Annotated in this window: 27 protein-coding genes and 1 pseudogene; 21 read left to right on the top strand and 7 right to left on the bottom strand. The window is 69.2% G+C overall.

Annotated features, from left to right (window positions below):
• The first annotated feature begins 165 nt into the window (after positions 1-165).
• The 5 genes and pseudogenes from dop to prcA all read left to right on the top strand — a co-directional run bounded on the left by dop (position 166) and on the right by prcA (position 3,984).
• Positions 166-1,677, top strand: coding sequence for a depupylase/deamidase Dop (dop, locus tag ACZ7L9_RS22415; RefSeq protein WP_471417373.1), 1,512 nt, complete (start codon positions 166-168; stop codon positions 1,675-1,677).
• A gap of 120 nt (positions 1,678-1,797) precedes the next feature.
• The gene (locus ACZ7L9_RS22410; protein WP_393300342.1) at positions 1,798-2,016 is read left to right on the top strand and encodes a ubiquitin-like protein Pup; all 219 of its coding nucleotides are present in this window, start codon (positions 1,798-1,800) and stop codon (positions 2,014-2,016) included.
• Between the two features lie 88 nt (positions 2,017-2,104).
• Positions 2,105-2,304 (top strand): annotated as a pseudogene (locus ACZ7L9_RS22405) (endonuclease domain-containing protein); the annotation flags it as partial.
• Positions 2,256-3,101 carry a proteasome subunit beta gene (gene prcB / locus ACZ7L9_RS22400; protein ID WP_471417370.1) on the top strand — a complete coding sequence of 282 codons (846 nt, stop codon included), beginning with the start codon at positions 2,256-2,258 and terminating at the stop codon, positions 3,099-3,101. The pseudogene ACZ7L9_RS22405 and the gene prcB, both read left to right, overlap by 49 nt.
• Positions 3,102-3,159: 58 nt before the next feature.
• Complete coding sequence (gene prcA / locus ACZ7L9_RS22395) at positions 3,160-3,984, top strand: proteasome subunit alpha (protein ID WP_471417368.1); 825 nt, start codon at positions 3,160-3,162, stop codon at positions 3,982-3,984.
• 45 nt (positions 3,985-4,029) lie between these two features.
• Here the strand turns inward: prcA and ACZ7L9_RS22390 are convergent, their stop codons facing one another.
• Positions 4,030-5,076: a LacI family DNA-binding transcriptional regulator gene (locus ACZ7L9_RS22390; RefSeq protein ID WP_471417366.1), complete on the bottom strand. Its 1,047-nt coding sequence runs from the start codon at positions 5,074-5,076 to the stop codon at positions 4,030-4,032.
• A gap of 133 nt (positions 5,077-5,209) precedes the next feature.
• Here ACZ7L9_RS22390 and ACZ7L9_RS22385 point away from each other — a divergent pair, with 133 nt between their 5' ends.
• The 12 genes from ACZ7L9_RS22385 (at position 5,210) to ACZ7L9_RS22330 (ending at position 17,263) form a co-directional block, all read left to right on the top strand.
• Positions 5,210-6,469 carry an MFS transporter gene (locus ACZ7L9_RS22385; protein WP_471417364.1) on the top strand — a complete coding sequence of 420 codons (1,260 nt, stop codon included), beginning with the start codon at positions 5,210-5,212 and terminating at the stop codon, positions 6,467-6,469.
• 9 nt (positions 6,470-6,478) lie between these two features.
• Positions 6,479-7,840: a Pup--protein ligase gene (gene pafA, locus ACZ7L9_RS22380; protein WP_471417362.1), complete on the top strand. Its 1,362-nt coding sequence runs from the start codon at positions 6,479-6,481 to the stop codon at positions 7,838-7,840.
• Positions 7,841-7,966: 126 nt separating this feature from the next.
• Complete coding sequence (locus ACZ7L9_RS22375; protein WP_471417360.1) at positions 7,967-8,920, top strand: FKBP-type peptidyl-prolyl cis-trans isomerase; 954 nt, start codon at positions 7,967-7,969, stop codon at positions 8,918-8,920.
• A gap of 43 nt (positions 8,921-8,963) precedes the next feature.
• The gene (locus ACZ7L9_RS22370) at positions 8,964-9,338 is read left to right on the top strand and encodes an FKBP-type peptidyl-prolyl cis-trans isomerase (RefSeq protein ID WP_093894155.1); all 375 of its coding nucleotides are present in this window, start codon (positions 8,964-8,966) and stop codon (positions 9,336-9,338) included.
• A gap of 113 nt (positions 9,339-9,451) precedes the next feature.
• On the top strand, positions 9,452-10,405 hold the full coding sequence (locus ACZ7L9_RS22365; protein WP_471417358.1) for a helix-turn-helix transcriptional regulator: 954 nt from the start codon (positions 9,452-9,454) through the stop codon (positions 10,403-10,405).
• 14 nt (positions 10,406-10,419) lie between these two features.
• Positions 10,420-11,376, top strand: a complete 957-nt coding sequence (locus tag ACZ7L9_RS22360; protein ID WP_471417356.1) for a helix-turn-helix transcriptional regulator — start codon at positions 10,420-10,422, stop codon at positions 11,374-11,376.
• A gap of 17 nt (positions 11,377-11,393) precedes the next feature.
• Positions 11,394-11,663: a hypothetical protein gene (locus ACZ7L9_RS22355; RefSeq protein WP_471417354.1), complete on the top strand. Its 270-nt coding sequence runs from the start codon at positions 11,394-11,396 to the stop codon at positions 11,661-11,663.
• A 35-nt stretch (positions 11,664-11,698) separates the two neighbouring features.
• On the top strand, positions 11,699-11,896 hold the full coding sequence (locus tag ACZ7L9_RS22350) for a hypothetical protein (protein ID WP_471417352.1): 198 nt from the start codon (positions 11,699-11,701) through the stop codon (positions 11,894-11,896).
• A gap of 252 nt (positions 11,897-12,148) precedes the next feature.
• Positions 12,149-12,442, top strand: coding sequence for a Sec-independent protein translocase subunit TatA (tatA, locus tag ACZ7L9_RS22345; protein ID WP_392185684.1), 294 nt, complete (start codon positions 12,149-12,151; stop codon positions 12,440-12,442).
• A gap of 64 nt (positions 12,443-12,506) precedes the next feature.
• On the top strand, positions 12,507-13,457 hold the full coding sequence (gene tatC, locus ACZ7L9_RS22340; RefSeq protein ID WP_471417350.1) for a twin-arginine translocase subunit TatC: 951 nt from the start codon (positions 12,507-12,509) through the stop codon (positions 13,455-13,457).
• An 18-nt stretch (positions 13,458-13,475) separates the two neighbouring features.
• The gene (locus tag ACZ7L9_RS22335) at positions 13,476-14,384 is read left to right on the top strand and encodes a diacylglycerol kinase (protein ID WP_471417348.1); all 909 of its coding nucleotides are present in this window, start codon (positions 13,476-13,478) and stop codon (positions 14,382-14,384) included.
• A gap of 44 nt (positions 14,385-14,428) precedes the next feature.
• Positions 14,429-17,263, top strand: a complete 2,835-nt coding sequence (locus ACZ7L9_RS22330; protein WP_471417346.1) for a DEAD/DEAH box helicase — start codon at positions 14,429-14,431, stop codon at positions 17,261-17,263.
• Between the two features lie 143 nt (positions 17,264-17,406).
• Here the strand turns inward: ACZ7L9_RS22330 and ACZ7L9_RS22325 are convergent, their stop codons facing one another.
• The 4 genes from ACZ7L9_RS22325 to ACZ7L9_RS22310 all read right to left on the bottom strand — a co-directional run bounded on the left by ACZ7L9_RS22325 (position 17,407) and on the right by ACZ7L9_RS22310 (position 21,259).
• The gene (locus ACZ7L9_RS22325; protein WP_471417344.1) at positions 17,407-17,850 is read right to left on the bottom strand and encodes an SPW repeat protein; all 444 of its coding nucleotides are present in this window, start codon (positions 17,848-17,850) and stop codon (positions 17,407-17,409) included.
• 463 nt (positions 17,851-18,313) lie between these two features.
• Complete coding sequence (locus ACZ7L9_RS22320; protein WP_471417342.1) at positions 18,314-19,936, bottom strand: molybdopterin-dependent oxidoreductase; 1,623 nt, start codon at positions 19,934-19,936, stop codon at positions 18,314-18,316.
• Positions 19,937-20,180: 244 nt separating this feature from the next.
• Positions 20,181-20,678, bottom strand: coding sequence for an anti-sigma factor domain-containing protein (locus tag ACZ7L9_RS22315; protein ID WP_471417340.1), 498 nt, complete (start codon positions 20,676-20,678; stop codon positions 20,181-20,183).
• A complete protein-coding gene (locus ACZ7L9_RS22310; RefSeq protein WP_471417338.1) occupies positions 20,675-21,259 on the bottom strand; it encodes a sigma-70 family RNA polymerase sigma factor in 585 nt (194 codons plus the stop codon). The genes ACZ7L9_RS22315 and ACZ7L9_RS22310 overlap by 4 nt, the downstream gene beginning before the upstream one ends.
• Before the next feature lie 190 nt (positions 21,260-21,449).
• Between ACZ7L9_RS22310 and ACZ7L9_RS22305 the strand changes: the two genes are divergently transcribed.
• From ACZ7L9_RS22305 to ACZ7L9_RS22295, 3 genes are all read left to right on the top strand, one after another.
• Entirely contained in the window at positions 21,450-22,112 is a 663-nt protein-coding gene (locus ACZ7L9_RS22305; protein WP_471417336.1) for a PadR family transcriptional regulator, read from the top strand.
• A gap of 232 nt (positions 22,113-22,344) precedes the next feature.
• A complete protein-coding gene (locus ACZ7L9_RS22300) occupies positions 22,345-23,403 on the top strand; it encodes an ATP-binding cassette domain-containing protein (RefSeq protein ID WP_471417334.1) in 1,059 nt (352 codons plus the stop codon).
• Entirely contained in the window at positions 23,400-24,146 is a 747-nt protein-coding gene (locus ACZ7L9_RS22295; protein ID WP_471417332.1) for an ABC transporter permease, read from the top strand. Before ACZ7L9_RS22300 ends, ACZ7L9_RS22295 begins: the two co-directional genes overlap by 4 nt.
• Positions 24,147-24,271: 125 nt before the next feature.
• Here ACZ7L9_RS22295 and ACZ7L9_RS22290 read toward each other — a convergent pair whose 3' ends face one another.
• A complete protein-coding gene (locus tag ACZ7L9_RS22290; RefSeq protein WP_471417667.1) occupies positions 24,272-25,213 on the bottom strand; it encodes a hypothetical protein in 942 nt (313 codons plus the stop codon).
• A gap of 172 nt (positions 25,214-25,385) precedes the next feature.
• Here ACZ7L9_RS22290 and ACZ7L9_RS22285 point away from each other — a divergent pair, with 172 nt between their 5' ends.
• Positions 25,386-26,084 carry a MerR family transcriptional regulator gene (locus ACZ7L9_RS22285; protein ID WP_471417330.1) on the top strand — a complete coding sequence of 233 codons (699 nt, stop codon included), beginning with the start codon at positions 25,386-25,388 and terminating at the stop codon, positions 26,082-26,084.
• Positions 26,085-26,164: 80 nt separating this feature from the next.
• Here the strand turns inward: ACZ7L9_RS22285 and ACZ7L9_RS22280 are convergent.
• Positions 26,165-26,737, bottom strand: a 573-nt coding sequence (locus ACZ7L9_RS22280) for a transposase (protein WP_471417328.1), incomplete at its 5' end; no start/stop codon positions are given.

Here is a 26,737-nt window from a genome sequence, read left to right as displayed (position 1 = left end):
ACCGCAGCAATGACGTAATTGATCTCCCCACCAGCACAGAGGCGCTCTAGGCTCTTGCGTACCGCCCGGTCGCGCAGTGCGTGGACGGGCAGCGCACGCGCACCGACAAGCAGCGGTACTTGAGCGCCGCCCCTCAAGGGAGCGCCGCCGGGCAAGGAGGGCCGCATGACCGTACGGCGAGTAATGGGCATCGAGACGGAGTATGGGATCTCCGTCCCCGGCCACCCCAACGCCAATGCCATGCTCACCTCGTCCCAGATCGTCAACGCCTACGCGGCGGCGATGCACCGGGCGCGCCGCGCCCGCTGGGACTTCGAGGAGGAGAACCCGCTGCGGGACGCGCGAGGTTTTGACCTCGCCCGCGAGACCGCGGACTCCAGCCAGCTCACCGACGAGGACATCGGCCTCGCCAACGTCATCCTCACCAACGGGGCCCGCCTCTACGTCGACCACGCGCACCCCGAATACAGCTCCCCGGAGGTCACCAATCCGCGGGACGCGGTCCTCTGGGACAAGGCCGGCGAGCGCATCATGGCCGAAGCGGCCGAGCGCGCGGCCCAGCTGCCCGGCGCCCAGCCGATCCACCTCTACAAGAACAACACCGACAACAAGGGCGCCTCGTACGGCACACACGAGAACTACCTGATGAAGCGGGAAACCCCCTTCTCCGACATCGTGCGCCATCTGACCCCGTTCTTCGTCTCCCGCCAGGTCGTCACCGGCGCGGGACGCGTGGGAATCGGCCAGGACGGCCACGAGCACGGCTTCCAGATCAGTCAGCGCGCCGACTACTTCGAGGTCGAGGTCGGTCTGGAGACCACCCTCAAGCGCCCCATCATCAACACCCGCGACGAACCGCACTCCGACGCGGAGAAGTACCGCCGGCTCCATGTGATCATCGGCGACGCGAACCTCTCGGAGATCTCCACCTACCTCAAGCTCGGCACCACCGCCCTGGTCCTCTCCATGATCGAGGACGGCTTCATCAACGTCGACCTCGCGGTCGACCAGCCGGTGCGCACGCTGCACCACGTCTCCCACGACCCGACGCTGAAGCACCTGATCACGCTGCGCAGCGGGCGTACGCTCACCGCGGTACAGCTTCAGATGGAGTACTTCGAGCTGGGCCGCAAGTACGTCGAGGAGCGGTACGGGGCGGACGCCGACGAGCAGACCAAGGACGTCCTGGTCCGCTGGGAGGACACCCTCAACCGGCTGGAGAACGATCCGATGAGCCTGTCCGGCGAGCTCGACTGGATCGCCAAGCGGGAACTCATGGAGGGCTACCGCCGCCGTGACAGTCTGGACTGGGACGCGGCGCGGCTGCACCTGGTGGATCTCCAGTACGCCGACGTGAGGACCGAGAAAGGCCTGTACAACCGTCTGGCGGCCCGCGGCAAGATGAAGCGCCTGCTGGACGACGGTGACGTCGAGAAGGCCCGTACGGGGCCTCCGGAGGACACCAGGGCCTACTTCCGCGGCCGCTGCCTGGAGCAGTACGCCGACGACGTGGCCGCGGCCTCCTGGGACTCGGTCATCTTCGATCTGCCGGGCCATGACTCGCTGCAGCGGGTGCCCACCCTGGAACCGCTCCGGGGCACCCGTAACCACGTCAAGGAGCTCCTGGACCGCTGCCGCACGGCGGAAGAGCTGGTCCAGGTGCTGTCGGGCGGCTGAAAGGGCCCCGATCGGGGAAACATCGAGATGACCCCCGGACGTTGAGACAACTACCGGGCCAATGTCGGACCCCGTGGGTAGGGTCTGATCAAGTGCTTCGAACCGAGCGGGGTGAGCTATATGGCGACCAAGGACACCGGCGGCGGACAGCAGAAGGCGACACGCTCCACCGAGGAGGTCGAGGAGCAGGCGCAGGACGCGCAGGCTGCCGACGACCTCAAGGAGCGACAGGAGAAGCTGAGCGACGATGTCGACTCGGTTCTGGACGAGATCGATGACGTACTCGAGGAGAACGCAGAGGACTTCGTGCGGTCCTTCGTTCAAAAGGGTGGAGAGTAGTTCACACATGTGAACTCGGGGGAGCGAAGAGGTACGCGCGGTACGGGCCGATCCGGCCCGTACCGCGCGAGTGCAAGCGAAACCAGGCTGTGCAGCTGCCCCCTCGGTTCGTGTGGATCGCTGCCGCGGGACGGGTAGGGTCCGTGGCGTAAACGCATCAACTGCAACTCGGCCATCGGGGCGTCGGGAGACGATCCTGACGCCTGGCGCAGGGCCGTCGCATACCTGGAGGGAAACGCGTGGAAGCCAACACTCGTAGCACCGGGCGTCTACCAGCTGCCTTCCTGACGCCGGGATCCTCTTCGTTCATGGATTTCCTGTCCGACCATTCTCCCCAGCTGCTCCCGGGCAACCGGAACCTGCCGCCCCTGCAGGGGGCCATCGAGGCGCCGCACGGGACGACCATCGTCGCGGCGACGTTCCCCGGCGGTGTGGTCCTGGCCGGCGACCGGCGCGCGACCATGGGCAACATGATCGCGCAGCGCGACATCGAGAAGGTCTTCCCGGCCGACGAGTATTCGGCGGTGGGCATTGCCGGTACGGCCGGGCTGGCCGTGGAGATGGTCAAGCTCTTCCAGTTGGAGCTGGAGCACTTCGAGAAGGTCGAGGGCACCCAGCTCTCCCTGGAGGGCAAGGCGAACCGGCTCTCCACGATGATCCGCAGCAATCTGGCGATGGCCATGCAGGGCCTCGCCGTCGTGCCGCTCTTCGCCGGCTTCGATATCGACCGCGAGAAGGGCCGGATCTTCTCGTACGACGTCACCGGCGGCCGTTCCGAGGAGGTCGGCTACGCGGCCACCGGCTCCGGGTCGATCTTCGCCCGTGGGTCGATGAAGAAGCTCTACCGCGAGGATCTGACGGAGCAGCAGGCCCTTACCCTGGTCGTCCAGGCGCTGTACGACGCCGCGGACGACGATTCGGCGACCGGCGGTCCCGATGTGGCCCGGCGGATCTATCCGATCGTCACCGTCATCACCGACGAGGGCTTCCGGAAGCTGGCCGAGGCGGAATCCTCCGAGATCGCCCGCTCGATTCTGGAACGCCGGTTGGAACAGCCCGACGGCCCGCGCGCCGCGCTGCTCTGACCGTCGCTCCGCTGCTTCTTCGACGCTCTTGTCACTGACAGAAAGGGACGGATAACCGGTGTCGACGCCGTTCTATGTCTCACCTCAGCAGGCCATGGCCGACCGGGCGGAATACGCCCGGAAGGGCATCGCCCGTGGTCGCAGCCTGGTTGTGCTGCAGTACGCCGACGGCATTGTGTTCGTCGGCGAGAATCCGTCCCGTGCGCTGCACAAGTTCAGCGAGATCTATGACCGGATCGGTTTCGCCGCCGCCGGCAAGTACAACGAGTACGAGAATCTCCGCATCGGCGGTGTGCGCTACGCCGATCTGCGCGGATACACCTACGACCGTGACGATGTGACGGCCCGTGGGCTGGCCAACGTCTATGCGCAGACACTGGGCACCATCTTCTCCAGTGCGGCCGAGAAGCCGTACGAGGTGGAGTTGGTGGTCGCCGAGGTGGGCGTCGAGCCGGAGGGCGACCAGATCTACCGGCTGCCGCACGACGGCTCGATCGTCGACGAGCACGGCTCGGTCGCCGTCGGCGGGAACGCCGAGCAGATCAGCACCTTCCTGGACCAGCGGCACCGTGACGGGATGACGCTCGCCGAGGCACTCAAGCTGGCCGTGCAGGCGCTGTCCCGCGATCCCAACGGCAGCGAGCGGGAGATCCCCGCGGAGCGGCTGGAGGTCGCGGTCCTGGACCGTACGAGGCCTCAGCAGCGGAAGTTCAAGCGGATCGTCGGCCGGCAGCTGGCGCGGCTGTTGGAGGCGGACGGCGGCGCCGCTCCGACGGACGCCCCCTCCGACATCGAGGACGGCGAGGAACCCGAGTCCCCCACGAAGCCGACGGACGTCACCAAGTCCACCGATTCCACTGATTCCGGTGGGGACGTGGAGTAGTCCTCCGGTGCCCCGGTCCGCCGCTCCCGGCGGGCCGGGGCACCGTCATGCGTGCCCGCCGTCCGCGGGCGGGGGCGCCGAGGATCCGCGTGCCACCAGCCGCACGGGCAGGCTGCCGGGCTCGGCCGGGCGGCCGTCCAGGACCGCCAGCAGGGCGGCCATGCCGCGTTCGCCGACCTGCTCGGCGGGCAGCTGCACGGTGGTGAGCTCCGGTTCGACGGCCGTGGCCAGGGCCAGATCGTCGAAGCCGGTGACGGAGAGGTCGTCGGGGACACGGAGCCCGAGTCTGCGGGCGGCCTTGCAGGCGCCCGCGGCGAGGATGTCGTCGTCGCAGACGAGGGCGGTGGGCCGGGGACCGGGGGCGGCCAGCGCCCGCTCCGTGGCCTCGCGGCCCGCGGGGACGTCGAGCGATGCCGCGACGGTCCGTACAGAGGTGCCGGGTACCGCCTTCAGCGCGTCGTGGAGGGCGCGGGCGCGGGCGACGAACGTCCAGGAGTCGACCGCCGACGCGAGGTGGACGAAGCGGCGGTGGCCGAGCGCGAGCAGATGGTCCGCGATCTGCCGCATCCCGTCGGCGATGTCGAGGTTGACCCGGGCCGCGACACCGGTGTCGGCCGGGTCGCTGTCGAGCATGATCAGCGGCAGACCGGCGCCGCGCAGCGCGTCGAGGGCTCCGGCGGCCATGGACGAGGCGATCACCCCGTCGAGCGAGGCGCGCGCCGAGGCGAACGGGTCCCTGGCCGGGCCGGTGCCTTCGGGCGACGGGTAGAGGACGACCCCGAAGTCGTGCTCGGCGGCGACCACGGCGGCGCCGGTGTAGACGCGCGCGAAGAACTCGCTGGTGAGCGCGGGGACGACGAGCAGCGCGGTCCTGGTGCGGCCGAGGCGGAGGCTGCGGGCGGCGAGGTTGGGCCGGTAGCCGAGGCCGCGGGCGGCGTCCCTTACGCGTTCGGCGGTGGCCTCGGAGACCCGGCCGCGCCATTTGTCGCCGAGCACGAGAGAGACGGTGGCCTGCGAGACCCCGGCGGCCCGCGCGACATCGCGACTGGTGGGCCGGGGCGGGGCGGGACGCGACTGCGATGCGCTGGTCACTCGGGGCCTCCGGGCCGGACGGGGGCAGGCGCCGTGCGGTGGACCTGCGGACTGGGCACATGGTACGTATGAACCTCGACGTTATACGTAAAACTTCAGGTGCCCGAGAGTGCCCGGAGGAGAGGGGCGGGACATGGCCGCGGGATATCTGGACATCCTCCGGGCGCGGCATGCCGCCCGCTTGCTGACGGGGACCCTGGTGGGGCGGCTGCCGAGCGGCACCGCCCACATCGCGATCGTGCTGTTCACCCGGGCCGAGGGCGGCAGCTACACCCTCGCCGGCGCGCTCGCGGCCGTGTACGGGCTGTCCACCGCGGTCGGACAGCCGCTGCTGGGCCGTGCCGTGGATCTGTACGGCCAGCCACGCGTCCAGCTCCCGGCCGCCGTGGTGTCGGCGCTGGGCATGGCCCTGCTGGCCCTGGCGGGTCTGGGGTCGCTGCCGCTGGCCTACGGGGCGGTGGTGGTGGCCGGTGTCTTCACCCCGCCGCTGGAGGGCGGTCTGCGGGCCCTGTGGCCGAGCGTCCTGGGCGGCGAGGACCGGGTGCACCGGGCGTACGCGATGGACGCCGTCGCCCAGGAGGTCATGTTCACCCTGGGTCCGCTGCTGGTGACGCTGCTCGTCTCCCTCTGGTCACCCGCCGCCGCTCTGCTCGTCATCAACGCGATAGGCGTCCTGGGGGCGCTCTCCGTCGTCCTCTCGGAGCCGTCCCGCGCCTGGCGTTCGGCGCCACGGGAGGCGCACTGGCTGGGCGCGCTGCGTTCGCCGGGGCTGTTGGCGCTGCTCGGTTCGTTCTTCTTCGTCGGGCTCGCGCTCGGTTCCATCACGGTGGCAGGGGTGGCGTACGCCGACGACCACGGCCGGGAGTCGGTGTACGGCTGGCTGATGGCCGCTCTCGGGCTGGGTGCGCTGGTCGGCGGTGCGGTGTACGGGGCGCGGCAGTGGGCCGGGGCTCCGGAGCGTCGGCTGCGGGTCATCGTCGCACTGCTGGCGTTCGGCTATCTGCCGTTGATGCTGACCCCGGGAGTGGTCGCCATGACGGCTCTGGCGGCAGTGGCCGGAGTCTTTCTGGCGCCCGCGATCGCCTGCTCGTTCATCGTGGTCGACCGGCACGCTCCGCGGGGCACGGTGACGGAGGCGTTCTCCTGGCTCGTGACGACGTTCGGGGTGGGCGCGGCGGCGGGAACGGCCGTGGCGGGCCCGGCCGTCGAACTGGGCGGCACGACGTGGAGCTTCGCCGTCGCGGGGGCCGGTGGGGTGGCGGCGCTGCTGGTCCTGTTGGCCACAGGAAGGGTCCTCGCAGTTCCCGGGCGTGAGGCAGTTGCTCTACGGGGATCGGAAAATGATCGAAACGGTGCTGTCGAACCCGGTTTCAGCTCAGGCCATCAGGCGTAATGTTCAGTCATGGACCGCCGCATTTTCGGGCTGGAGAACGAGTACGGCGTCACGTGCACGTTCAGGGGACAGCGCCGACTGTCTCCTGATGAAGTGGCGCGCTACCTCTTCCGCCGTGTTGTGTCATGGGGCCGCAGCAGCAACGTCTTTCTGCGGAACGGCGCCCGCCTCTACCTCGACGTGGGATCGCATCCGGAATATGCAACCCCCGAATGCGACAACCTGACCGAGCTGGTCACCCACGACAAGGCCGGCGAGCGCATTCTCGAAGGTCTGCTCGTCGACGCCGAACGCCGCCTGCACGAGGAGGGAATCGCGGGCGACGTCTATCTCTTCAAGAACAACACCGACTCGGCGGGAAACTCCTACGGGTGCCATGAGAACTATCTCGTGGCGCGGCACGGAGAATTCTCCCGGCTCGCGGACATCCTCATTCCCTTTCTCGTCACGAGGCAGCTGATCTGCGGTGCGGGCAAGGTGCTGCAGACCCCGCGGGGCGCCGTCTACTGCGTCAGCCAGCGTGCCGAGCACATCTGGGAGGGCGTCAGCTCCGCGACGACCCGCTCCCGCCCGATCATCAACACGCGTGACGAACCGCACGCGGACGCGGAGCGGTACCGCCGCCTCCACGTCATCGTCGGTGACTCCAACATGTCCGAGACGACGATGCTGCTCAAGGTCGGCGCCACCGATCTGGTGCTCCGCATGATCGAGGCGGGCACCGTGATGCGGGACCTGACGCTGGAGAACCCGATCCGGGCGATCCGTGAGGTCAGTCACGACACCACGGGGCAGCGCAAGGTGCGCCTGGCCAGCGGCCGTGAGGCATCCGCCATCGAGGTGCAGCGCGAGTACTACGAGAAGGCTGTCGACTTCGTCGACCGCCGCGGCATCCGCACCGGAACGGTCGCCCAGGTCCTGGAGCTGTGGGGCCGTACGCTCGAGGCGATCGAGGCCGAGGACCTCGACCGGATCGAGACCGAGATCGACTGGGTGATGAAGTACAAGCTCATCGAGCGGTACCGCGCCAAGCACAACATGACGATGTCGCATCCGCGGGTCGCCCAGATAGACCTCGCGTACCACGACATCCACCGCCGTCGCGGCCTGTACTACCTGCTGGAGCGCAAGGGGCAGGCCGCCCGTGTCTGCAACGACCTGAAGATCTTCGAGGGCAAGTCCGTGCCCCCGCAGACGACCAGGGCGCGGCTGCGCGGAGATTTCATCCGCAGGGCCCAGGAGCAGCGGCGGGACTTCACCGTCGACTGGGTCCATCTCAAGCTCAACGACCAGGCGCAGCGCACGGTGTTGTGCAAGGACCCGTTCCGTTCGGTGGACGACCGAGTGGAGAAGCTGATCGCGGGTATGTGAGCCGGCGACAGGAATTCCCGGACTCCGACGCGACGCGGGCCCCGTACGTTCCTCGTACGGGGCCCTGCGTACGTCCTAGAGTGTCGGGGACTCAACCAACTGTGCCGTCTGAGATCTGAGGAACCAGTGCGCCGACTTGCCGGCCTTCTTGTCGTCCCCCTGTTGCTGCTGACAGCAGCCTGCGGTAACGAAAAGGGCTCCGCTTCCGCTTCCGTTTCCCCTTCCGCCGCGTCCAAGGACGGGTTCCCCGCGATCACCGCGGGCGCGAAGTTCGGCGAGAAGCCCACCCTGTCCAAGGGCACGGGCAACCCGCCCAAGGAGCTGAAGACCAGGGTCGTCAGCCAGGGCGACGGCGCCACGCTCAAGAACGGCGACGCGATCCAGGTCAACTACCTCGGGCAGGCCTGGGACTCCGACAAGCCTTTCGACAACAGTTTCGACCGCAAACAGCCGTTCGATCTGACCCTCGGCGCCGGCATGGTGATCCAGGGCTGGGACAAGGGCCTCGTCGGCCAGAAGGTCGGCAGCCGGGTCCAGCTGGTCATTCCGCCGGATCTCGGGTACGGGGCGCAGGGCCAGGGCGACATCAAGCCGAACGCCACGCTCGTCTTCGTCGTCGACATTCTCAAGGCGACGCAGATCCCGGCGTCCGCCAAGGGCGCCGTGGTCGCCCAGGACAACATCGACCTGCCGAAGGTCGGCACCAACACCGACGGCAAGGCCCCCAAGGTCACCATCCCCACCAAGACCGACCCGCCGACGAAGCTCGTCTCCAACTACATCCTGGAGTCCAAGGGCGACGTCGTGAAGGACACCGACAGCGTCGTCGTGAACTACGTGGGTCTGCTGTGGAAGGACGGCAAGACGTTCGACAGCACCTACAGCGCGGGCAAGACGCAGACCTTCCCCCTCGCCCAGGTCACCCTGAAGGGGCTCAAGAACGGTCTGGTCGGCAAGAAGATCGGCAGCCGCGTGCTCCTCGTCATCCCGCCGGACCAGGGGTTCGGCGACAAGGCGCAGCAGACGATTCCGGCGAAGTCCACGCTGGTGTTCGCCGTGGACATCCTGGCGAAGATGTAAGACTGTCCCGGTTGCCCAGTTCATCAGTAAGAGGAGCAAGTCAGTGAGCATCGAGAAGCCCGAGATCGACTTCCCGGGCGGCGAGCCGCCGGCCGACCTGGAGATCAAGGACATCTGGGAAGGCGACGGCGCGGTGGCCGAGGCGGGCGCCACCGTCTCCGTCCACTACGTGGGCGTGGCCTTCTCCACCGGCGAGGAGTTCGACGCCTCCTGGAACCGCGGCACCCCGCTGCAGTTCCAGCTCGGTGCCGGCCAGGTCATCTCCGGCTGGGACCGGGGCGTGCAGGGCATGAAGGTCGGCGGCCGTCGCCAGCTGACCATCCCCGCACACCTCGCGTACGGCGACCGCGGCGCCGGTGGCGGCCGTATCGCCCCCGGCGAGACACTGATCTTCGTCTGCGACCTGGTCGCCGTCTGATCCGCGCCCGTGCGCTACGAGGGCCCGTGCCGCAAGGCACGGGCCCTCGCTTTTGTCCGGACACCGCGGAGCGGTACGGTCGACGGTCGTAGAGCAAAACAGAAAGGGCGTCGATGGCGATTGCCAAGGCCGAGCGGCTGATGAACCTGGCTCTGTGTCTGCTGGGAACCCGGCGCCCGCTGAGCAAGCGCGAGCTGCGCGGTTCCATCGAGGCCTATCTGGAAGCCGGTTCCGACGAGGCTTTCAACCGGATGTTCGAGCGCGACAAGGACGATCTGCGCGAGCTCGGCCTGGTCATCGAGACCGTGGAGAACCTGGACGGCGACACGGGATATCTCGCCCGCCGCGACAGCAACCGGCTGCCCCCGATCACGCTGGACGCCGAGGAGGCCGCCGCGCTCGGGCTGGCCGCCAAGGTCTGGCAGCAGGCACGGCTGGCCGGTGCCGCCAGCGGCGCGCTGCAGAAGCTGCGGGCCGCCGGTATGCCGGAGGCCGAGGACGCGTACGAGGTGCACAGCGCCCTCGAACCCCGCATCCCCGTTCACGAGGCCGCGTTCGAGCCGTTGATGCTGGCCTGCCGGGACCGCCGTCCGGTGACCTTCGACTACCGCAAGGCCAACGCCGCCCGGCCCGAGCAGCGCCAGGTCGAGCCGTGGACGCTGGAATGCTGGCGCGGCCACTGGTATCTGGCGGGCTGGGACCGGGGCCGCGGCGCCGAGCGGGTGTTCCGGCTTTCCCGGATCACCGGCCGGGTCCGCTCCCGGGCCGGGGCGTTCACCGCCGAGGTGCCCGATGTCGTGACCGTCCGCGAGACCGTCGAGAGCTGGGCGGGGGAGACGGCGACCCGCACCGCGCGGATCAGGCTGCGGGCCGGTGCCGGATACCCGCTGCGCTCGCGCGCCACATCGGTGCAGGAACTCGGGGACGGGTGGGACGAGTTGGAGATCCCGTACGGACACGGTCTGGATGCCTGGCTCGTCGAGTTCGGTCCGGACGTCGTCGTGGAGGAGCCCGCCGATCTGCGGGCCGATGTGGTGGACCGGCTGCGCGCCGTGGCCAAGGACTGAAGGGGAGCACATTCATGGCCGCGAACGCGATCGATCAGACCCGCCGGATGCTCTCCCTCGTGACGTATCTGCGAGAGCGCCCCGGCGCCCATGTCCAGGACGTCGCCCGCGCCTTCGGGATCACCGAGGACGAGCTGATCTCGGACCTCGACGTACTGCCCATGTGCGGCACGAGCTTCCGCGGCGGGGATCTGCTGGACATCGACACCGACGGCGACCGGATCTGGTGGCACAACCCGGACGATGTCGCCGAGCCGCTGCGGCTCGCGGCCGACGAGGCGACGGCGCTCCTGGTGGCCGCCCGCGCCGTGGCCACGCTGCCGGGGCTGCGCGAGAGCGACCGGCAGGCGCTGCTGCGCGCCACCGCGAAGCTGGAGACGGCGGCCGGTGAGGTGGGAGCGGCGAGCTCGCGGCTCTCGGTCACCTTCGAGTCCGAGGGCGGTGTCTTCGCCGATGTGGACCGGGCGATCTCCGAGCGGCGCCGGCTCTGGCTGCGCTACTACTCGCCCGCGCGCGACGAACTGACCGAGCGCGAGGTGGACCCGATCCGGTTGTTCGCCGTGGGGCACACGTACATGGAGGCCTGGTGCAGATCCACTGAGGACCGGCGTACGTTCCGGCTCGACCGGGTCGCCGAGATCCGGCTGCTCGACGAGCCGGCCGCGCCACCCGAGCTGGAACTTCGGGATCTGTCCGAAGGGCTCGTCCAGCCGGCGGCCGAGGACCCGGAGGTCGTGGTCGAGGTGGGGCCCGGCGGCCGGTGGGTCGCCGAGTACTACCCGCACGACAGCGCCGAGGAGCTGCCCGACGGCGGGCTGCGGATCACCCTGCGCACCCCCGACCCGGCCTCGCTGCGCAGGCTTGCGCTGCGGCTCGGAGGGGAAGGCCGCATCGTCTCCCCGCCGGAACTGGCGCACAGCGCACAGCAGGCGGCCCGTGCGGCGCTCGCCGCCTACGACGGCCCGGCCTGAGCGGAGACCTGAGAGATATGAGCAATATGTCTGTGGTGTCGGGTGTTTCGACCGTGGTGGTGCCCGAGTCCGTACGGTTCAAGGCCGCCTGTCCGGACTGCCGCGAGCGGTTCGAGCTGGCAGCGGGCGCCATCCGGCTCGCCGTGGGCGCCAGCCGCCGGACGACGTTCTACTCCTTCACCTGCCCCGAGTGCGGCGCGGCCGTCCGTAAACCTGCCGGGGAACGGATAGTTGAGCTCCTCACCGGTGGCGGGGTGCGGACGCTGCGCCTGCACACCAGTCTTTAGAACTCCGGACACCTAGACACATCGAGGCTCTGCGCATGTTCTGGCCCATGCTCGCCATCGCCCTGGGGTTCCTCGGGATCGCCGTCCTGGGGGTGCTGGCCGTCAAGGTCTTCTTCGAGGCCCAGCGCCTGGGGCGTCAGGTGACGCGGACCACTCAGCGCATCAACCGGGCGGCCGAGGACCTCGAACGCGCCGCGACGGATCTCGCCGCCACCGGTGAAGCGCTGCGTTAGGGCCCGCGCCGCCACGCGCCTGTGAGCAGGGACGATCGAACGGGACCGGCGCGCCCTCCAGTTTCCCGGGTTCGGGGGGTACGCTGCTCAAGCGGCTCTGAGAGCGAGGCATGGGCCGTAATCGCAAGGATGCATGGGTATTGCCCTGCGTTTACTCCTGCGGGATACGATCGCTGACAGTACGACGATCGGACGTCCGTCCGACGTTCGATCCGCCCCACCCCTGCTGCCTCGGTGAGAAGGTACACGCATATGTTCGGAAGGCTCGGCGCTCCCGAGATCATCCTGATCCTCGTCGTCATTGTTCTGCTGTTCGGCGCGAAGAAGCTTCCTGACATGGCTCGCTCGCTCGGTAAGTCGGCCCGCATCCTCAAGAGCGAGGCCAAGGCCATGAAGTCCGAGGGCAGCCCGTCGGCCACCCCGGCCGAACCGGCGAACGACACCGCCGCCCAGGACCAGGCCGTCCCGCGCACCATCAAGGCCGCGCCCGGTGACGTGACCAGTTCGCGGCCGGTCGCCGAGCCGACCGACTCGACCAAGCGCTGACAAGAACCGGGCCGACGCAGGCGCCGTGACCGGTGGGGCCTGCTGCACGAGATGAGGACGTGGGTTGCTCAAGTCTGCCCGCAAGCAGGAGACGGACCCAGAGGGCCGCATGCCCTTGGTGGAGCACCTGCGTGAGCTGCGTAACCGGCTGGCGAAAGGCCTGCTCGGGATCGTCGTCGTCACGATCGTGGCCGCGTTCTTCTACAAGGGGATCATCGAGCTCTTCACCGACCCGGTACTGAAGTCGGTCGGTTGCGAGTCCAGCTTCGCCGAGCTCGCCAAGAAGGACGACGGTACGTGCGCGCGTATCGTCCTGAACGGCCTCCTCACCCCGTTCACCCTGGCACTCAAGGTCTCCTTGATGGCAGGCATCGTCCTCGCCTCGCCGGTCTGGCTCTACCAGCTGTGGGCCTTCGTCGCGCCGGGACTGCACAAGCACGAGAAGAAGTACTCGCTCGCTTTCGTCGGCGCGGGCTTCCCGCTCTTCCTCGCCGGCGGATTCTTCGCGTACAAGACCCTGCCCACGATGGCGCGGGTGCTCCTGGACTTCTCGCCGGGCGGCGTCGACAACCAGTTGCCGCTGGATGAACTGCTCGATCTGATCACGCGCATGGTGGTGGTCTTCGGGCTCTCCTTCGAGCTGCCGCTGCTGCTCGTCATGCTGAACTTCGGCGGGATCATCACCGGCAAGCGGATGCTCGGCTGGTGGCGGGGCATGATCATGGGCATCACGGTCTTCGCCGCGGTGGCCACCCCCAGCACCGACCCGATGACCATGCTGATGCTCGCCGGACCGATCTGGTTGCTCTACTTCGTGGCCACGGCGATCTCGCTGCTCAACGACCGACGCAAGGCAGAGCGCGCGGCGGCGGGGCCGGCGGACGACGAGGCGTCGGAGCTGGACCTCACCCCCGAGGCCATCGATGAGATCGAACCGGTCTCCTCCGGCCGGTCGTTGCCCACCCAGGCAAGCTCGGACCATGACCGGGTCAACGGTTACGACGACATCACCTGACCTTGTAAGGTCCCCCGGGTGACCAGCGAGATCACCCTTTTCGTCAATCCCACCGCGGGACGCGGCCGGGGCGCGCGTGCCGCGCAGCCGGCCGCTTCCGCGTTGCGGGACGCCGGATTCTCCGTGCGCACGGTTCTCGGCGAGGACGCCGACGACGCACTGCGGCGGGCGCGGGAGGCCGTCGCGGGCGGCACCGGTGCACTGATAGCCGTGGGCGGGGACGGCATGATGTCCCTCGCCCTGCAGGCCGTCGCCGGCACGACGACCCCGCTCGGCGTCGTCGCCGTGGGTACCGGGAACGACTTCGCCCGCGCCCTCGGGATGCCGATACGCGATCCGGCGGCCGCCGGACGGCTCGCCGCCCGGGCGCTCAAGGGCGGGGCCGTCCGCGAGATCGACCTCGGCCGGGTCGGCGAGCGGTGGTTCGGGTCCGTGCTTGCCTCCGGCTTCGATTCCCGGGTCAACGACCGCGGCAACCGGATGCGCTGGGTCGGCGGACGGTTCAAGTACGACCTCGCGATTCTCGCCGAACTCGCCGCGTTCAAACCGATCCCGTACCGCATCAGGGTGGATGGCGGACCGGTCCGGGAGATCGAGGCGACGCTCATCGCCGTCGGCAACGGATCGACGTACGGCGGAGGCATGCGGATCTGCGCGGACGCCGCCATGGACGACGGGCTCTTCGACGTGACCGTCGTCGGGGACTGCAGCCGCACCACACTCCTCAAGGTCTTTCCCCGCGTCTACAAGGGAACGCACCTCGGCCACCCCGACGTCACCTCGTACCGGGTCTCCTCGATCGAACTGGCCGCGGTCGGTGTCACCGCGTACGCGGACGGTGAACAACTCGGGGCGCTGCCGCTCACCGCGACCTGCGTACCGGGTGCCGTGAGGGTGCTCGCACCGGGTTCTCCCACCGTGATTTAAAGATCGCGTCGCTGTCAGAGGTGGCGGGTAGGCTCGTAAGCAAGATGACAGAGGACCTCTCACCAGCTGAGCGATACCAGGCTTCTCGGATCCGCGCCGCCGAGCTGGCCACCGCACTTGCGCCCTTCCGCGAGTTGTACGAGTTCGATCTGGACCCCTACCAGATCGAGGCGTGTGAGGCGCTGGAGGCCGGCAAGGGGGTGCTGGTCGCCGCTCCGACCGGCTCGGGCAAGACGATCGTCGGCGAATTCGCGGTGCACCTCGCGCTCGCACAGGGCCGCAAGTGCTTCTACACCACCCCCATCAAGGCCCTGTCCAACCAGAAGTACGCCGATCTGGTCAAGCGCTACGGACCGGACAAGGTCGGCCTGCTGACCGGCGACAACAGCGTCAACGGCGACGCCCCGGTGGTCGTCATGACCACCGAAGTGCTGCGGAACATGCTGTACGCGGGCTCGCAGACGCTGCGCGGCCTGGGCTACGTGGTGATGGACGAGGTGCATTACCTGTCCGACCGCTTCCGGGGCGCCGTCTGGGAGGAAGTGATCATTCATCTCCCGGACTCCGTGACCCTGGTGTCACTGTCGGCGACCGTATCCAACGCCGAGGAGTTCGGTGACTGGCTGGACACCGTCCGCGGTGACACCCAGGTCATCGTCTCCGAACACCGCTCCGTGCCGCTCTGGCAGCACGTGCTGGCGGGCCGCCGGATATACGACCTCTTCGAGGAGGAGAGCGACCACGGCGGCCGCGGCACCGGACGCCGCGAGGTCAACCCCGACCTGGTCCGGCTCGCCCGGATGGAGAACCAGCGGGGATACAACCCGCGTGAACGCCGCCGCGGAAAGATGGTCCGCGAGGCGGACCGCGAGCGCGAGCGCCGCGAGCGCAGCCGGATCTGGACCCCGGCCAGGCCCGAGGTCATCGACCGGCTGGACGCCGAAGGGCTGCTCCCCGCCATCACGTTCATCTTCAGCCGGGCCGCCTGCGAAGCCGCCGTACAGCAGTGTCTGCATGCCGGACTCCGGCTCAACGACGAGGCCAAGCGACGGCTGGTCCGCGAGATCGTCGAGGAGCGGACCGCGTCCATCCCCGGCGAAGACCTCCATGTACTCGGCTACTACGAGTGGCTCGAAGGACTGGAGCGTGGCATTGCCGCGCACCACGCCGGCATGCTGCCCACGTTCAAGGAAGTCGTGGAGGAGCTCTTCGTGCGAGGGCTCGTCAAGGCCGTCTTCGCGACGGAGACGCTCGCCCTGGGCATCAACATGCCGGCACGCTCGGTCGTGCTGGAGAAACTCGTCAAGTGGAACGGCGAACAGCACGCCGACATCACCCCCGGCGAGTACACCCAGTTGACCGGGCGGGCCGGGCGGCGTGGGATCGACGTCGAAGGCCATGCAGTGGTGCTGTGGCAGCGCGGCATGGATCCGGGCGCGCTGGCAGGACTCGCGGGTACGCGGACGTATCCGCTGCGGTCCAGCTTCCGGCCCTCGTACAACATGGCCGTCAACCTGGTGCATCAGTTCGGGCGGCATCGTTCGCGCGAGCTGCTGGAGACCTCCTTCGCACAGTTCCAGGCCGACCGGTCGGTGGTCGGGATCTCCCGGCAGGTCCAGCGGAACGAGGAGGGGCTGGCGGGCTACCGGGAGGGCATGACGTGCCACCTCGGTGACTTCGAGGAGTACGCGCGACTGCGCCGCGACCTCAAGGAGCGGGAGACCGATCTCGCCAAGCAGGGCGCGTCGCAGCGGCGGGCCGCCGCGGCGGCGTCCCTGGAGAAGCTCAAGCCCGGCGATGTCATCCACGTGCCCACCGGCAAGTTCGCGGGACTGGCGCTGGTCCTCGACCCGGGGCTGCCGGGCGGACGGACCAATGGGCACGGGCACCGCGGGCTCGAATACCACGACGGGCCACGGCCGTTGGTGCTGACCGCCGAGCGGCAGGTCAAGAGGCTCGCCTCGATCGACTTCCCCGTTCCGGTGGAGGCGCTGGAGCGGATGCGGGTGCCGAAGTCGTTCAACCCGCGCTCGCCGCAGTCGCGCCGCGATCTGGCCTCCGCGCTGCGGACGAAGGCCGGGCACATAGCGCCGGAGCGGCACCGCAAGGAGCGGTCCCCCGCGGCCGACGACCGGGAAATCGCCCGTTACCGGGCGGCGTTGCGCGCACACCCGTGCCATGGGTGCGACGAGCGTGAGGACCATGCGCGATGGGCCGAGCGGTACCACCGGCTGCAGCGCGACACCAAGCAGCTGGAGCGGCGGATCGAGGGGCGGACGAACACGATCGCCCGCACCTTCGACCGGATCGTCGCGCTGCTCACCGAGCTCGACTACCTGCGCGGCAATGAGGTCACCGAGCACGGGAGGCGCCTCGCACGGCTCTACGGCGAGCTGGATCTGCTGGCGAGCGAATGCCTGCGGGACGGGGTGTGGGAGGGCTTGAACCCGGCCGAACTCGCTGCGTGCGTCTCGGCGTTGGTGTACGAGGCGCGGCAGGCCGATGACGCGGTGGCGCCGAAGCTGCCGTCCGGGCCCGTGAAGGCCGCGATGGGCGAGATGGTCCGGATCTGGGGCCGGCTCGATGCCCTGGAGGAGGACTTCAAGATCAACCAGGCGGAGGGGGTCGGCCAGCGCGAACCCGATCTGGGGTTTGCCTGGGCGGTCTACATGTGGGCGTCCGGGCGGTCGCTGGACGAGGTGCTGGGCGAGGTGGAGATGCCGGCCGGGGACTTTGTGCGGTGGTGCAAGCAGGTGATCGACGTGCTGGGGCAGATCGCGGCTGCGGCTCCCCGGGAGGGGAGTTCGGTGGCGCGCAGTGCGCGTAAGGCGGTGGACGCGGTGTTGCGGGGGGTTGTGGCTTACAGCTCGGTGGGGTGACGGGTCCGTACGGTGCGGGATGCCGGGTACGGGGTGCCGGCGCGGCCGGTACCCCATAGGTACCGGAGCGTGGATCCGGGGCACCGGGCCCGTCCGTCGTCGGCCGGTCCGCTTCGTGCGGGCCCGCCCGACGACGCCCTTTTTCAGGTTGTGCGCTTGCCGCTCTTCATCGACACACCCACGCAGACCAGCCCCAGCAGCAGGGTCAGTCCGCCGATGATGACGTTGTTCAGGATGACGCCGAGGCCCGGGCTGCTGCCGACGACCCACGTGGAGGCGATCATCCAGGCGCCCATGGCGCAGATGGCCCAGCTCAGGCCGTACATCCGCTCCGGCATGACCGTGAAGCCGAGACCCAGCGCCGCGATGGCGATACCCATGATCACGTTGTGTACCACGAGGGTGGGCTGGCTCGTCGGGAAGCCGAGCACCCAGGGCGAGATGGCGCAGTAGAGACCGACGAGGAACACCGGTGCGTCCACGAGGGCCACGTCACGGCCACCGAGCACTCGGGCGTAGCGATCGCGCATTTCGGAAACATCGGGGTGACTGGTGATGTCACGGCCGGTGTGCGAGAGGTTTGACATGGGTTCGTCTCCTTCGCTCCTGCAGACCTGGCCGTCGTTTTGTGTGAAAAGCGGCCTGCTATGCCATTCTGCGCTTATCCATCCCTTATGTGCAGGTCCGGGGTGTGTGAATATCGGGGGGAATCGTGACGTGTGAGGCACGGTCCGGCTGCCCGGCCAGGTCCACCAGGTCAGGTGTCCGCAGCAGCCGGTCCTGCCGCTCCATCACGCCGCGATGTTTCATCCGGGTGTATAAGAGCGTCCGGCAATTGAGGGGCGGCGTCGCGGGGCTGGGGCACGCACCTCGCGGCGTTGTCGTCAATCACCATGGCTCCTTCCCCAAGCTCTCAGCTGCGTTCGAGCAGGGGAGACCCCATCTGACTCAATCCTCCGCCTTGCGATGCACGCACCCCGGCCCCGCTCCTTCTTCCACCCCTCAATTGCCGGACGCTCCAAGAGGAGCTCACCCTCCCGGGTGCCCCGCTCAGGACACGTCGACCGTCACCGAGTGCCAGCCCGTCGCGCCGTTGGGCACGGTGCCGACGCGGTCGCCGGTCTGGGTGGCGCCCGTTCCGTCCGTGGCGCGGACCTCGAGGGTGTGATTGCCGGATGTGGCGGGCCACTCCCATACCCACTGGCGCCAGGTGTCCCGGTTGTCCGCGGCGGCCAGCCGGGCCGTACGCCACTCCCCGCCGTCCACCCGGACCTCGACCCGCGAGATACCGCGGTGCTGGGCCCAGGCCACCCCGGCCACCGGCACCGTGCCGGCCTTCGGGGAGGAGAACGGGCGGGGGGTGTCGATCCGTGACTCGGTCTTGATCGGCGCCTGCTGGGACCAGGACTGCGTGACCCAGTAGGCGTCGTACGCGGCGAACGTGGTGAGTTCGATGTCCTTGATCCACTTGCAGGCCGACACGTACCCGTACAGGCCGGGAACGACCATCCGTACCGGGAAGCCGTGCTCGAAGGGCAGCGGCTCGCCGTTCATACCGAAGGCGAGCAGCGCGTCGCGTCCGTCCATGGCTGTTTCGACCGGTGTGCCGATCGTCATGCCGTCGACGGAACGTGCGACGATCTGGTCGGCGGGACCGCCCTTCGACGGCGGCCGCACCCCGGCCTCGCGCAGCAGATCGGCCAGCCGTACGCCGATCCATCTGGCGTTGCCGACGTAGGGGCCGCCGACCTCGTTGGACACGCAGGCCAGGGTGATGTCGCGCTCGATGATCTCTCGGCTCAACAGGTCGTGGAAGTCGACGGTGACGGGCCGCGCCACTCCCTTGCCATGGATCTTCAGCTGCCAGGTGCCGGCATCGACGCGTGGCACGACCAGGGCCGTGTCCACCCGGTAGAAGTCCTTGTTCGGGGTGATGAAGGAACTCAGCCCCGGGATTCTCAGATCGGCGCCCGCAGGGATGGCCGGTGCGGCGGAATCCGGTACGGGGAGGACCAGGTTGTGACGTGAGGCGGTGGCCCCGGCCTGGACGGAGGAAGTGAGCCGCCGTCCCAGAACTCCCGCGCCCGCCGAGGCCGCCGCCGCCGCGGTCGCCGCGACAACGAAGCCGCGGCGGTCGAAGGTGTCGTATGCCGCTGCCTCCCTCTCCCCAGCCGCGCGAGAGGGAACCAGTGCGAGCCGTCCGACCAGGAGATACAGCACCCCCGCAGCCACCACGGCACCCACCACGGAAGGCAGCGCGTCGGCCGGTGCGCCTTCCGGACGCCCTGCCGCCGCCACGGCCCCGACCAGACCGAAGACCAGGACGGCAGCGGAACCGAGCCGCCGGTGCCGCAGTGCCAGCACGCCGACCACCACGGCGAAGAGCGCCAGGAGAACCAGGATCCCGAACTGGAGCACCAGTTTGTCGGCGGTGCCGAAACTCTGTACGGCGAACTCCTTCACGGCCGGGGGAGTGCGGTCGATCACCGCACTCCCCACTGCCGTAACCGGGCCTGCCTCGGGACGTACGACAGCCGCGACCAGTTCGGCGACGGCCAGGGCGCAGAATCCGGCGATCAGACCGCTGAGCGCGGCGAGGGTGGTGCGTGCCCAGTGGGACCGCCGGGGCCGTGCCGCTCCGGCCTGCTGCGAATCGTCTCGGTCTTCAGTCACAACCAGGATTCGTCGCCGGGCGCCGGGCGGATTGGTCCGGCACCCGATGGGATGTGAGTTTCTTTTCGGTGACGGACAGTTGTGGCGGGTCCCGACCGTTCGCCGCGCACCTCCCGCGAACGATGCACGAGTTGACGTGGTTCGAGGCGGAGGACCAGCTCGGCGGGCTTGCGCACACCCATGAATTCGCCGTGTCCGCAGGCAAGGGCTCGGGCAGCACGCCCGCCGGCAGCCGTACCGCGGGTCAGGCCGCTGGGATGGGCAGCAGGGCCAATGGGGCGGACGTCGGACGAGCGGACCCGCCGGCCGGTTCGACGGTGATGCCTATGCCGGAGGCGCGGTCGACGGGGCCGTCCAGCAGCATCGCGTGCTGCGGTGTCGAGGTATTCGGAGCCTTCATGAGGCCCGCGGAACGCGTCGTGCCGTCATCGTCGAACCAGACGTCCCTCGGCCACCGGCCGGCCCGGTTCGCACCGCCCCGGGCGGTGCGCGACTGCCGGGCGTCCGACGGAGATTCCTGCCGCACGGTCGTGATCTCCCGCAGCACACGGTCGCGCAGCCCGCGCGGTGGTGTGCGGGTCACCGCGAGCCCGAGCCGGGTGGCGGTCTCCGACAGCTCGCGCACCTCCACGGCGCAGGCCTCGCAGTCGCCGAGATGCCGTTCGAAGTCCCGCCGCTCGGCCTTCGGCAGGGCCTGCAGGGCGTACGCCCCGGTCAGTGTGTGCAGTTCGGCGTTGCTCATGCGCTCACCCCCAGGCAGTCGCGCAGCCGGATCAGTCCGTCGCGCAGTCGCGTCTTGATCGTCCCGAGCGGTACGGCGAGCAGCTCCGACACCTCGCGATACGTCAGCCCCCGGTAGTAGGCGAGGTCCACGGACTGCCGTTGCACTTCGGAGAGCGTCCGCATGCAGCGGCGCACCTGTTCGCGCTCCAGTCGGCTCTCGACCTGCTCGGTGACCTCGTCGAAGGCGGGCGTCCGGTCCAGCAGCGCGGCCCGGTGCTCGCGGGCCGCCGACGCCTCGGCCGAGCGCACCCGGTCCACGGCCCGGCGATGGGCCAGTGTCAGCACCCAGCTCATGGCGCTGCCGCGGGCGGCCCGGAACCGAGGGGCGGTGCGCCACACCTCGACCAGCACCTCCTGTGCGACCTCCTCCGACTGGGCGGGATCGCGCAGCACGCTCCTTACGAGCCCGAGGACCGGCCCGCTGACCGCGTCGTACACCTTGGCGAACGCGTCCTGATCGCCTCGGGCGGCCATCCCCAGGAGCTCCTGGAGATCGGGCCCGGCCGAGGGCGCTGCGCTGATGTACACGGCTTCTTTCACGCGGGCTTCCTCTCTGATTGCGCATCGGCTCTCTCCAGGCGTCCCGGAGCCGAGGCAGCGCGGATTGGTCAGTGCGCGAAATCCTTCCACGGGTGCCGAAATTCGCGATACATCGTGGTTGACGCGTTCGGGTGAACGCGATACATTCGGCCACGAGTATTCGACGACGAGGTGACGGGTGGTGGGGTCGGTGGCCAGGCGGCGCAAGCTCGGTAATCCACTGGCGCTGACGGTCATGGTGCTGCTCGCCGAGCGTTCCATGCATCCGTACGAGATCGCCCAGACGCTTCGCCGGCGCGGCAAGGAACACAGCGTCAAGATCAATTTCGGCTCCCTGTACACCGTCGTCCAGAACCTGGAGAAGCACGGTTACGTCGAGGTCGCGGGCGTCCAGCGACAGGGCAACCGCCCCGAGCGCACGCTCTACGGCATCACCGAGGCCGGGCGGGTGGAGATGCTCGACTGGCTCTCCGATCTGCTCGCCGTGCCGGCCGTCGAGTACCCGGTCTTCGAGACGGCTCTGTCGCTTCTGCCGGTGCTGCCGCCGGAGGAGGTGGCGGAGCTGATGGAGACCCGGGAGGCGGCTCTGGAGGTTCAGGCCGGGGCGATCCGGGGGGTCCTCGGCCAACTGGGAGGCAAGCTGCCCCGCATCTTCGTCGTCGAGACCGAATATCAGCTCCACATGATCGACGCGCAGCGGGAGTGGATCAAGAACTTCCGCCAGGAACTCACCGACGCCACGATCAGCGGCATCGAGGAGTGGAAGTCCTTTCATGAATCCGGTGAAGTCCCGCAGGACTGGCAGGACCTGGACGAGCAGGAGATCGTCCTGGAGCCGGAGCGGAAGGCGTAGCGCAGAACCGAAGAGACCGCAGGACCGAAACAGAGAGAAAGACCCCGGTGGGCGCTGTTGGAGCAGCGACCGCCGGGGTCTCGAACCCCGGACCGGCCATGCCGTGAAGGCGAGCCAGGCGATCGAGGTGCGGCACACCCAGGATAGCCCGGCGCTCTTCGCGCGGATCGGCTCGGCATGCCCGAGTGCTCGGTGTAACCGAGCACCCCGCTGACCACAGGAGAGCTCTGCCATGAGCACCCGTGCGCCCGCAGTAGCGGCGCGACAACTGATCAAGACCTATCCCGGCGGCGTCACCGCGCTGCGCGGCATGGACCTCGAGGTCGACGCCGGCACGGTCTTCGGACTCCTCGGCCCCAACGGCGCCGGAAAGTCCACCACCGTCAAGATCCTCACGACCCTGGCCCGCCCCGACTCGGGCACCGTGAGCGTCGCCGGACACGATGTCCTGCGCCACCCCGACCGCGTCCGCCGCGCGATCGGAGTCGTCGCCCAGAAGTCCGGCGCCGACCTGGTCGCCACCGGCCGCGAGAACCTCCTGCTCCAGGGCAGGCTGTACGGGATGCGGGGCGCCGCCGTCCAGCGCCGCGCCGATGAACTGCTGGACCGCTTCGATCTCGCCGACGCCGGAAAGCGCCAGGTCAAGGGGTACTCCGGCGGAATGCAGCGCCGCCTCGACGTCGCGCTCGGCCTCGTCCACCGCCCCGAGGTGCTCTTCCTCGACGAACCCACCACCGGACTCGACCCCGAGGCGCGCACGGCCATGTGGGACGAGATCTCCCGGCTGGCCGGCGACGAGGGGCTGACCATCGTCCTCACGACGCACTATCTGGAGGAGGCCGACCGGCTGGCCGAGCGCATCGCGATCGTCGACCGCGGCCGGATCGTCGTCGAGGGCGCCCCCGACGAACTCAAGGGCGAACTCCGCGGCGACGCCGTCCACATGGAACTGCGCGCAGACGGCGACACGAGGGCGGTCGACGCCGCGCTCACCGGACTGCCCGGGGTGCACGAGGTACTGGTCGACGGCCGCCGGGTGAGCGTGCGCGCCGAGGACGGCGCGGCTGCCGTTCCCGTCCTGCTCGCCGCGCTGGAGCGGGCCGGGGCGGTGGTCTCCGCCGCCACCGTGGCCCGTCCCTCCCTCGACGACGTCTATCTGCGCTACGCCGGACGCCGCTTCTCCGAGGCCGAGGTCGAGGCAGACGCCGCCGACGCCCGACAGATCCCCGCCCCGACCTCCGTCGGAGGCGCCCGACGAGCAGCCAAGTCCTGGCCCAGACCTGGTACATGACCCAACGTCATCTCATGGCGGTCGTCCGTCAGCCGATTTTCCTGGCGATCTCCCTCGTCCAGCCGGTGATCTGGTTGTTCCTCTTCGGCAACCTCTTCAGGAAGGTCGTCGAACTCGGCGGCTTCGGTACCACGTCCTATCTGGACTACCTGATCCCCGGCATCGTGGTGATGAGCGCTCTCGGATCGAGCATGTGGGCCGGCATGGGCACCCTGGAGGAGATCGAACGCGGCACGCTCAACCGCTTCCTGACGACGCCCGTCAGCCGCAACGCGCTGATGAACGCCAACGTCGTGCAGAACGGCATCAGCACCGCGGTGCAGTCCGTCGTCATCGTGCTGCTCGGCCGGGTGGCGGGGGCCTCCTACCCGGGCGGCGCGGGCGGCCTGCTGATCCTGGTCGTCGCGTCGATCCTGCTCGGTACGGTCTTCGGAGCGCTCTCCAACGCCTTGGGCATGCTGGTCCGCGAGCGTGAATCGATCATCGGCATCAACACCTTTCTGCTGCTGCCGCTGACCTTCCTCTCCTCCTCCTTCATGGCCCCGAGCCAGATGCCGTCCTGGATGCGGCACATCGCCGACTTCAACCCGGTCAACTGGGCGATGGTGGCGGGTCGTTCGGCGCTGACCTCCGACCCCGAATGGGGTCTGGTGCTCGGCCGTGGGGGAGCCCTGCTGGTCCTCGCGGGAGTGGCCCTCCGGCTGTCCACCCGCACGTTCCGCTCGTACCAGAAGTCCGTCTGACCCAAGCCCTGTTGCCGCGACGCGTGGCCGACCCGGTCCGGGATTCCGTTCCCGGGCCGGGCCTTCGGTTTCAGTACCGCGCGCAGCGGCCGCCAGGAAGAACGAGATCTCGAAGAGTGCACCGGTCACGTCGCACACTCCTTCGCAGCGGAATCGGAGCCGGCGACCACGTCGGCTTCGGGACCGGGCTTCTGCGGTACGGGAGTCGACCTCAGTGCCGCATAGCCGCAGACCGCACTCGCCGCCCCGATCAGGGCCGCGGCGACGAGCGTCGCGCCGTCCGGGTGGATCAGCGGCCGGCCGCGCAGAGCCTGCCAGGCGACCAGGGCGAAAACTGCCGCGTACGCGCCGGAGGCGACCAGTATCAGCCGCAGCCGGACCCGCGGGTCGCGCAGCCGCGGGAAGCGCGGAGCCAGCGCGAGCAGCGCGAGCAGGAAGAGCGGCAGCAGTTGGAGTGCGTGCATGCCGACGAAGTGCGGTATTCGCAGATCGCCGCCGGTCGTCGACCAGCCGGTGAGCGGCATCGACGGGCCGCCGTCCGGCACGCCGACGGAATGCGCGCCGATCACCTCGGCGGTGTCCAGGTTCCCCGCCGCCCGCTGCCCGGGCGTGGGCTGCGTCATCAGGAAGCCGAATCCGGCGCCCACCAGGGCGAGCAGGACACCCGAGCGGATCGCCCAGGCGGCGGCGCGGTCGGCGATCCGGGCTCGCAGCAGCAGGATGGCTATGACCAGTGTGCCGGTCCAGAGCACGGCGACGGTGATGCCCATCAGGTTGAACAGCGTCTCGTCGAACGGCGTGGCGTGGTTGAAATGGCTGCGCCTGCCGCGGATCACCTGGCCGGTGATGATCACCATCTCGCCCAGGCTCGACAGCGCTACCACGGTCCCGGCCCACCAGCCGACGCGCCGGCCACGGGTGACCAGCGTCAGCATCCAGGCGAGCGCGAGTGCGTAGACGACGAACGAGACCGCGAACTTGAACGGCTTGAACCAGATTGCCGCGCCTGCCAGGACCCGGTCGTCGACCATCAGCCCCACCGCCGATACGACCGTCATGACGACCATCGCCGCCGCGAAGAGGACTAACGGCCGGTGCCATGAACGCCATGAAGCCCGTGAAGCCCATGAAGACATGAGGGTCCCCTTTAAATTATGGATAGCAGCACTTCCTGCTATCCGATAGTGGAACTATCTATGATGGGTCGGGGGTTGGCAAGAGCGGAAGGAAGAACACACGGTGCGCATCGGTGAGTTGAGTCGCAGGTCCGGGGTTCCGGTACCGACGATCAAGTTCTATGTACGTGAAGGGCTGTTGCCCGCCGGGCAGTTGACCAGCCCGAACCAGGCGAGTTACGACTCGGGCCACGAGCGCAGGCTGCGGCTGATCCGCGCCCTGCTGGATGTCGGTGGGCTCTCGCTCGCGGCCATCGGGGATGTGCTCCGGGCGGTCGAGGACCCGGAGCAGCCGGTGCACCAGGTGCTGGGCGTCGCGGCGAAGCGCCTGACTCCGCTTCAGGGGGGCGAGCCGGGGCCCGAACTGGACGACGCCCGCGAAGAGGTGGCGGAGCTGTTGGCGCGGCGCGGCTGGCGGGCCGGGGCGCAGAGCCCGGCCGGTGAGTGCCTGGCCGGGGTGATCGTCGCGCTGCGGCGGGCCGGGCACGGCGGATTCGTCGAGCTGCTCGACGACTACGCGGCCGCCGCCGAAGCCGTCGCGCGGGCCGATCTCGAGTATGTGGGGCGGCGGGTGGCGCGCGAGGACCTGGTGGAGAGCGTGGTCGTCGGCACGGTGCTGGGGGAGGCGATGTCCAGCGCGCTCCGACGGCTCGCGCACGTGGACGCGTCCGCACGCGCGTACGAGACGGCGGGCGACGGAGAGGCGCGTGCCGAAGGCAACCGTGACGGTGACGGCGGGGCGGTGGTGTCTGCCGCCGGTTGAGCGAGGCGGCGCTCGGGGAGCGCGTACGCCCCGGTCGGGGACCGGGGCGTATGAGAGACCCTAGGCCCAATGCCGTTCGGTTAGCCGTCTGGTGGGCTTGGCAAGGGGTTGTGCTCGATCTGGATGGTGGTCCTGTGGGTTCGGTGGTCGATGTCGCGGCCGACGGCGCGGTACTTGGAGCTGATCGCTCGCTTCTTCACGCGGGGCCGGGTCCGGTCCCGGCGGGCGGGCAGGAGGTCGTCGAGTATCGCGGCGCCGATCCGGCCGACGAGGTCGACGCGGGTGTGGGAGATGATGCCGGCGGCGCGGATGATCTGGTCACGTGCCGTGTTCAGCGCGATGGTGAATGCGGCACGGTCGGGGTCTATGTCGGGCCGGTGCAGGACAGCGTCACTCATCGCGGTGCGTAGTACCTGGTAGGCGACCAGGAGTGCCCAGGTCTCCTGCGCGACGGCTGCCGGGTGGCGTCCGCGCAGGACTCTCCCGCCGAGGATGGTCGATTTCAGCTCGCAGTAGCTGGTCTCGATCTCCCAGCGCTCGTGGTAAAGCCTGACCAGACCGGTCGCGGATGCCTCATCGGGGTCGAGCAGGCTGGTGACGAGCCGGTAGGTGCCCTGGGTGACTGGGCGCTCATCGGCGCCGTCAGCAGGGGC

It is taken from the genome of Streptomyces sp. NPDC111516 (assembly GCF_055635345.1).
This window is presented reverse-complemented; position numbering and strand designations above follow the sequence as displayed.

What these genes read in the sequence shown, in the direction of transcription:
- dop (WP_471417373.1), top strand. Translation starts at nt 166, where the DNA reads ATGACCGTACGGCGAGTAATGGGCATCGAGACGGAGTATGGGATCTCC.
- ACZ7L9_RS22410 (WP_393300342.1), top strand. Translation starts at nt 1,798, where the DNA reads ATGGCGACCAAGGACACCGGCGGCGGACAGCAGAAGGCGACACGCTCC.
- ACZ7L9_RS22385 (WP_471417364.1), top strand. Translation starts at nt 5,210, where the DNA reads ATGGCCGCGGGATATCTGGACATCCTCCGGGCGCGGCATGCCGCCCGC.
- pafA (WP_471417362.1), top strand. Translation starts at nt 6,479, where the DNA reads ATGGACCGCCGCATTTTCGGGCTGGAGAACGAGTACGGCGTCACGTGC.
- ACZ7L9_RS22365 (WP_471417358.1), top strand. Translation starts at nt 9,452, where the DNA reads ATGGCGATTGCCAAGGCCGAGCGGCTGATGAACCTGGCTCTGTGTCTG.
- ACZ7L9_RS22360 (WP_471417356.1), top strand. Translation starts at nt 10,420, where the DNA reads ATGGCCGCGAACGCGATCGATCAGACCCGCCGGATGCTCTCCCTCGTG.
- ACZ7L9_RS22355 (WP_471417354.1), top strand. Translation starts at nt 11,394, where the DNA reads ATGAGCAATATGTCTGTGGTGTCGGGTGTTTCGACCGTGGTGGTGCCC.
- ACZ7L9_RS22350 (WP_471417352.1), top strand. Translation starts at nt 11,699, where the DNA reads ATGTTCTGGCCCATGCTCGCCATCGCCCTGGGGTTCCTCGGGATCGCC.
- tatA (WP_392185684.1), top strand. Translation starts at nt 12,149, where the DNA reads ATGTTCGGAAGGCTCGGCGCTCCCGAGATCATCCTGATCCTCGTCGTC.
- ACZ7L9_RS22330 (WP_471417346.1), top strand. Translation starts at nt 14,429, where the DNA reads ATGACAGAGGACCTCTCACCAGCTGAGCGATACCAGGCTTCTCGGATC.
- ACZ7L9_RS22325 (WP_471417344.1), bottom strand. Translation starts at nt 17,850, where the DNA reads ATGTCAAACCTCTCGCACACCGGCCGTGACATCACCAGTCACCCCGAT.
- ACZ7L9_RS22315 (WP_471417340.1), bottom strand. Translation starts at nt 20,678, where the DNA reads ATGAGCAACGCCGAACTGCACACACTGACCGGGGCGTACGCCCTGCAG.
- ACZ7L9_RS22300 (WP_471417334.1), top strand. Translation starts at nt 22,345, where the DNA reads ATGAGCACCCGTGCGCCCGCAGTAGCGGCGCGACAACTGATCAAGACC.
- ACZ7L9_RS22295 (WP_471417332.1), top strand. Translation starts at nt 23,400, where the DNA reads ATGACCCAACGTCATCTCATGGCGGTCGTCCGTCAGCCGATTTTCCTG.
- ACZ7L9_RS22290 (WP_471417667.1), bottom strand. Translation starts at nt 25,213, where the DNA reads ATGGTCGTCATGACGGTCGTATCGGCGGTGGGGCTGATGGTCGACGAC.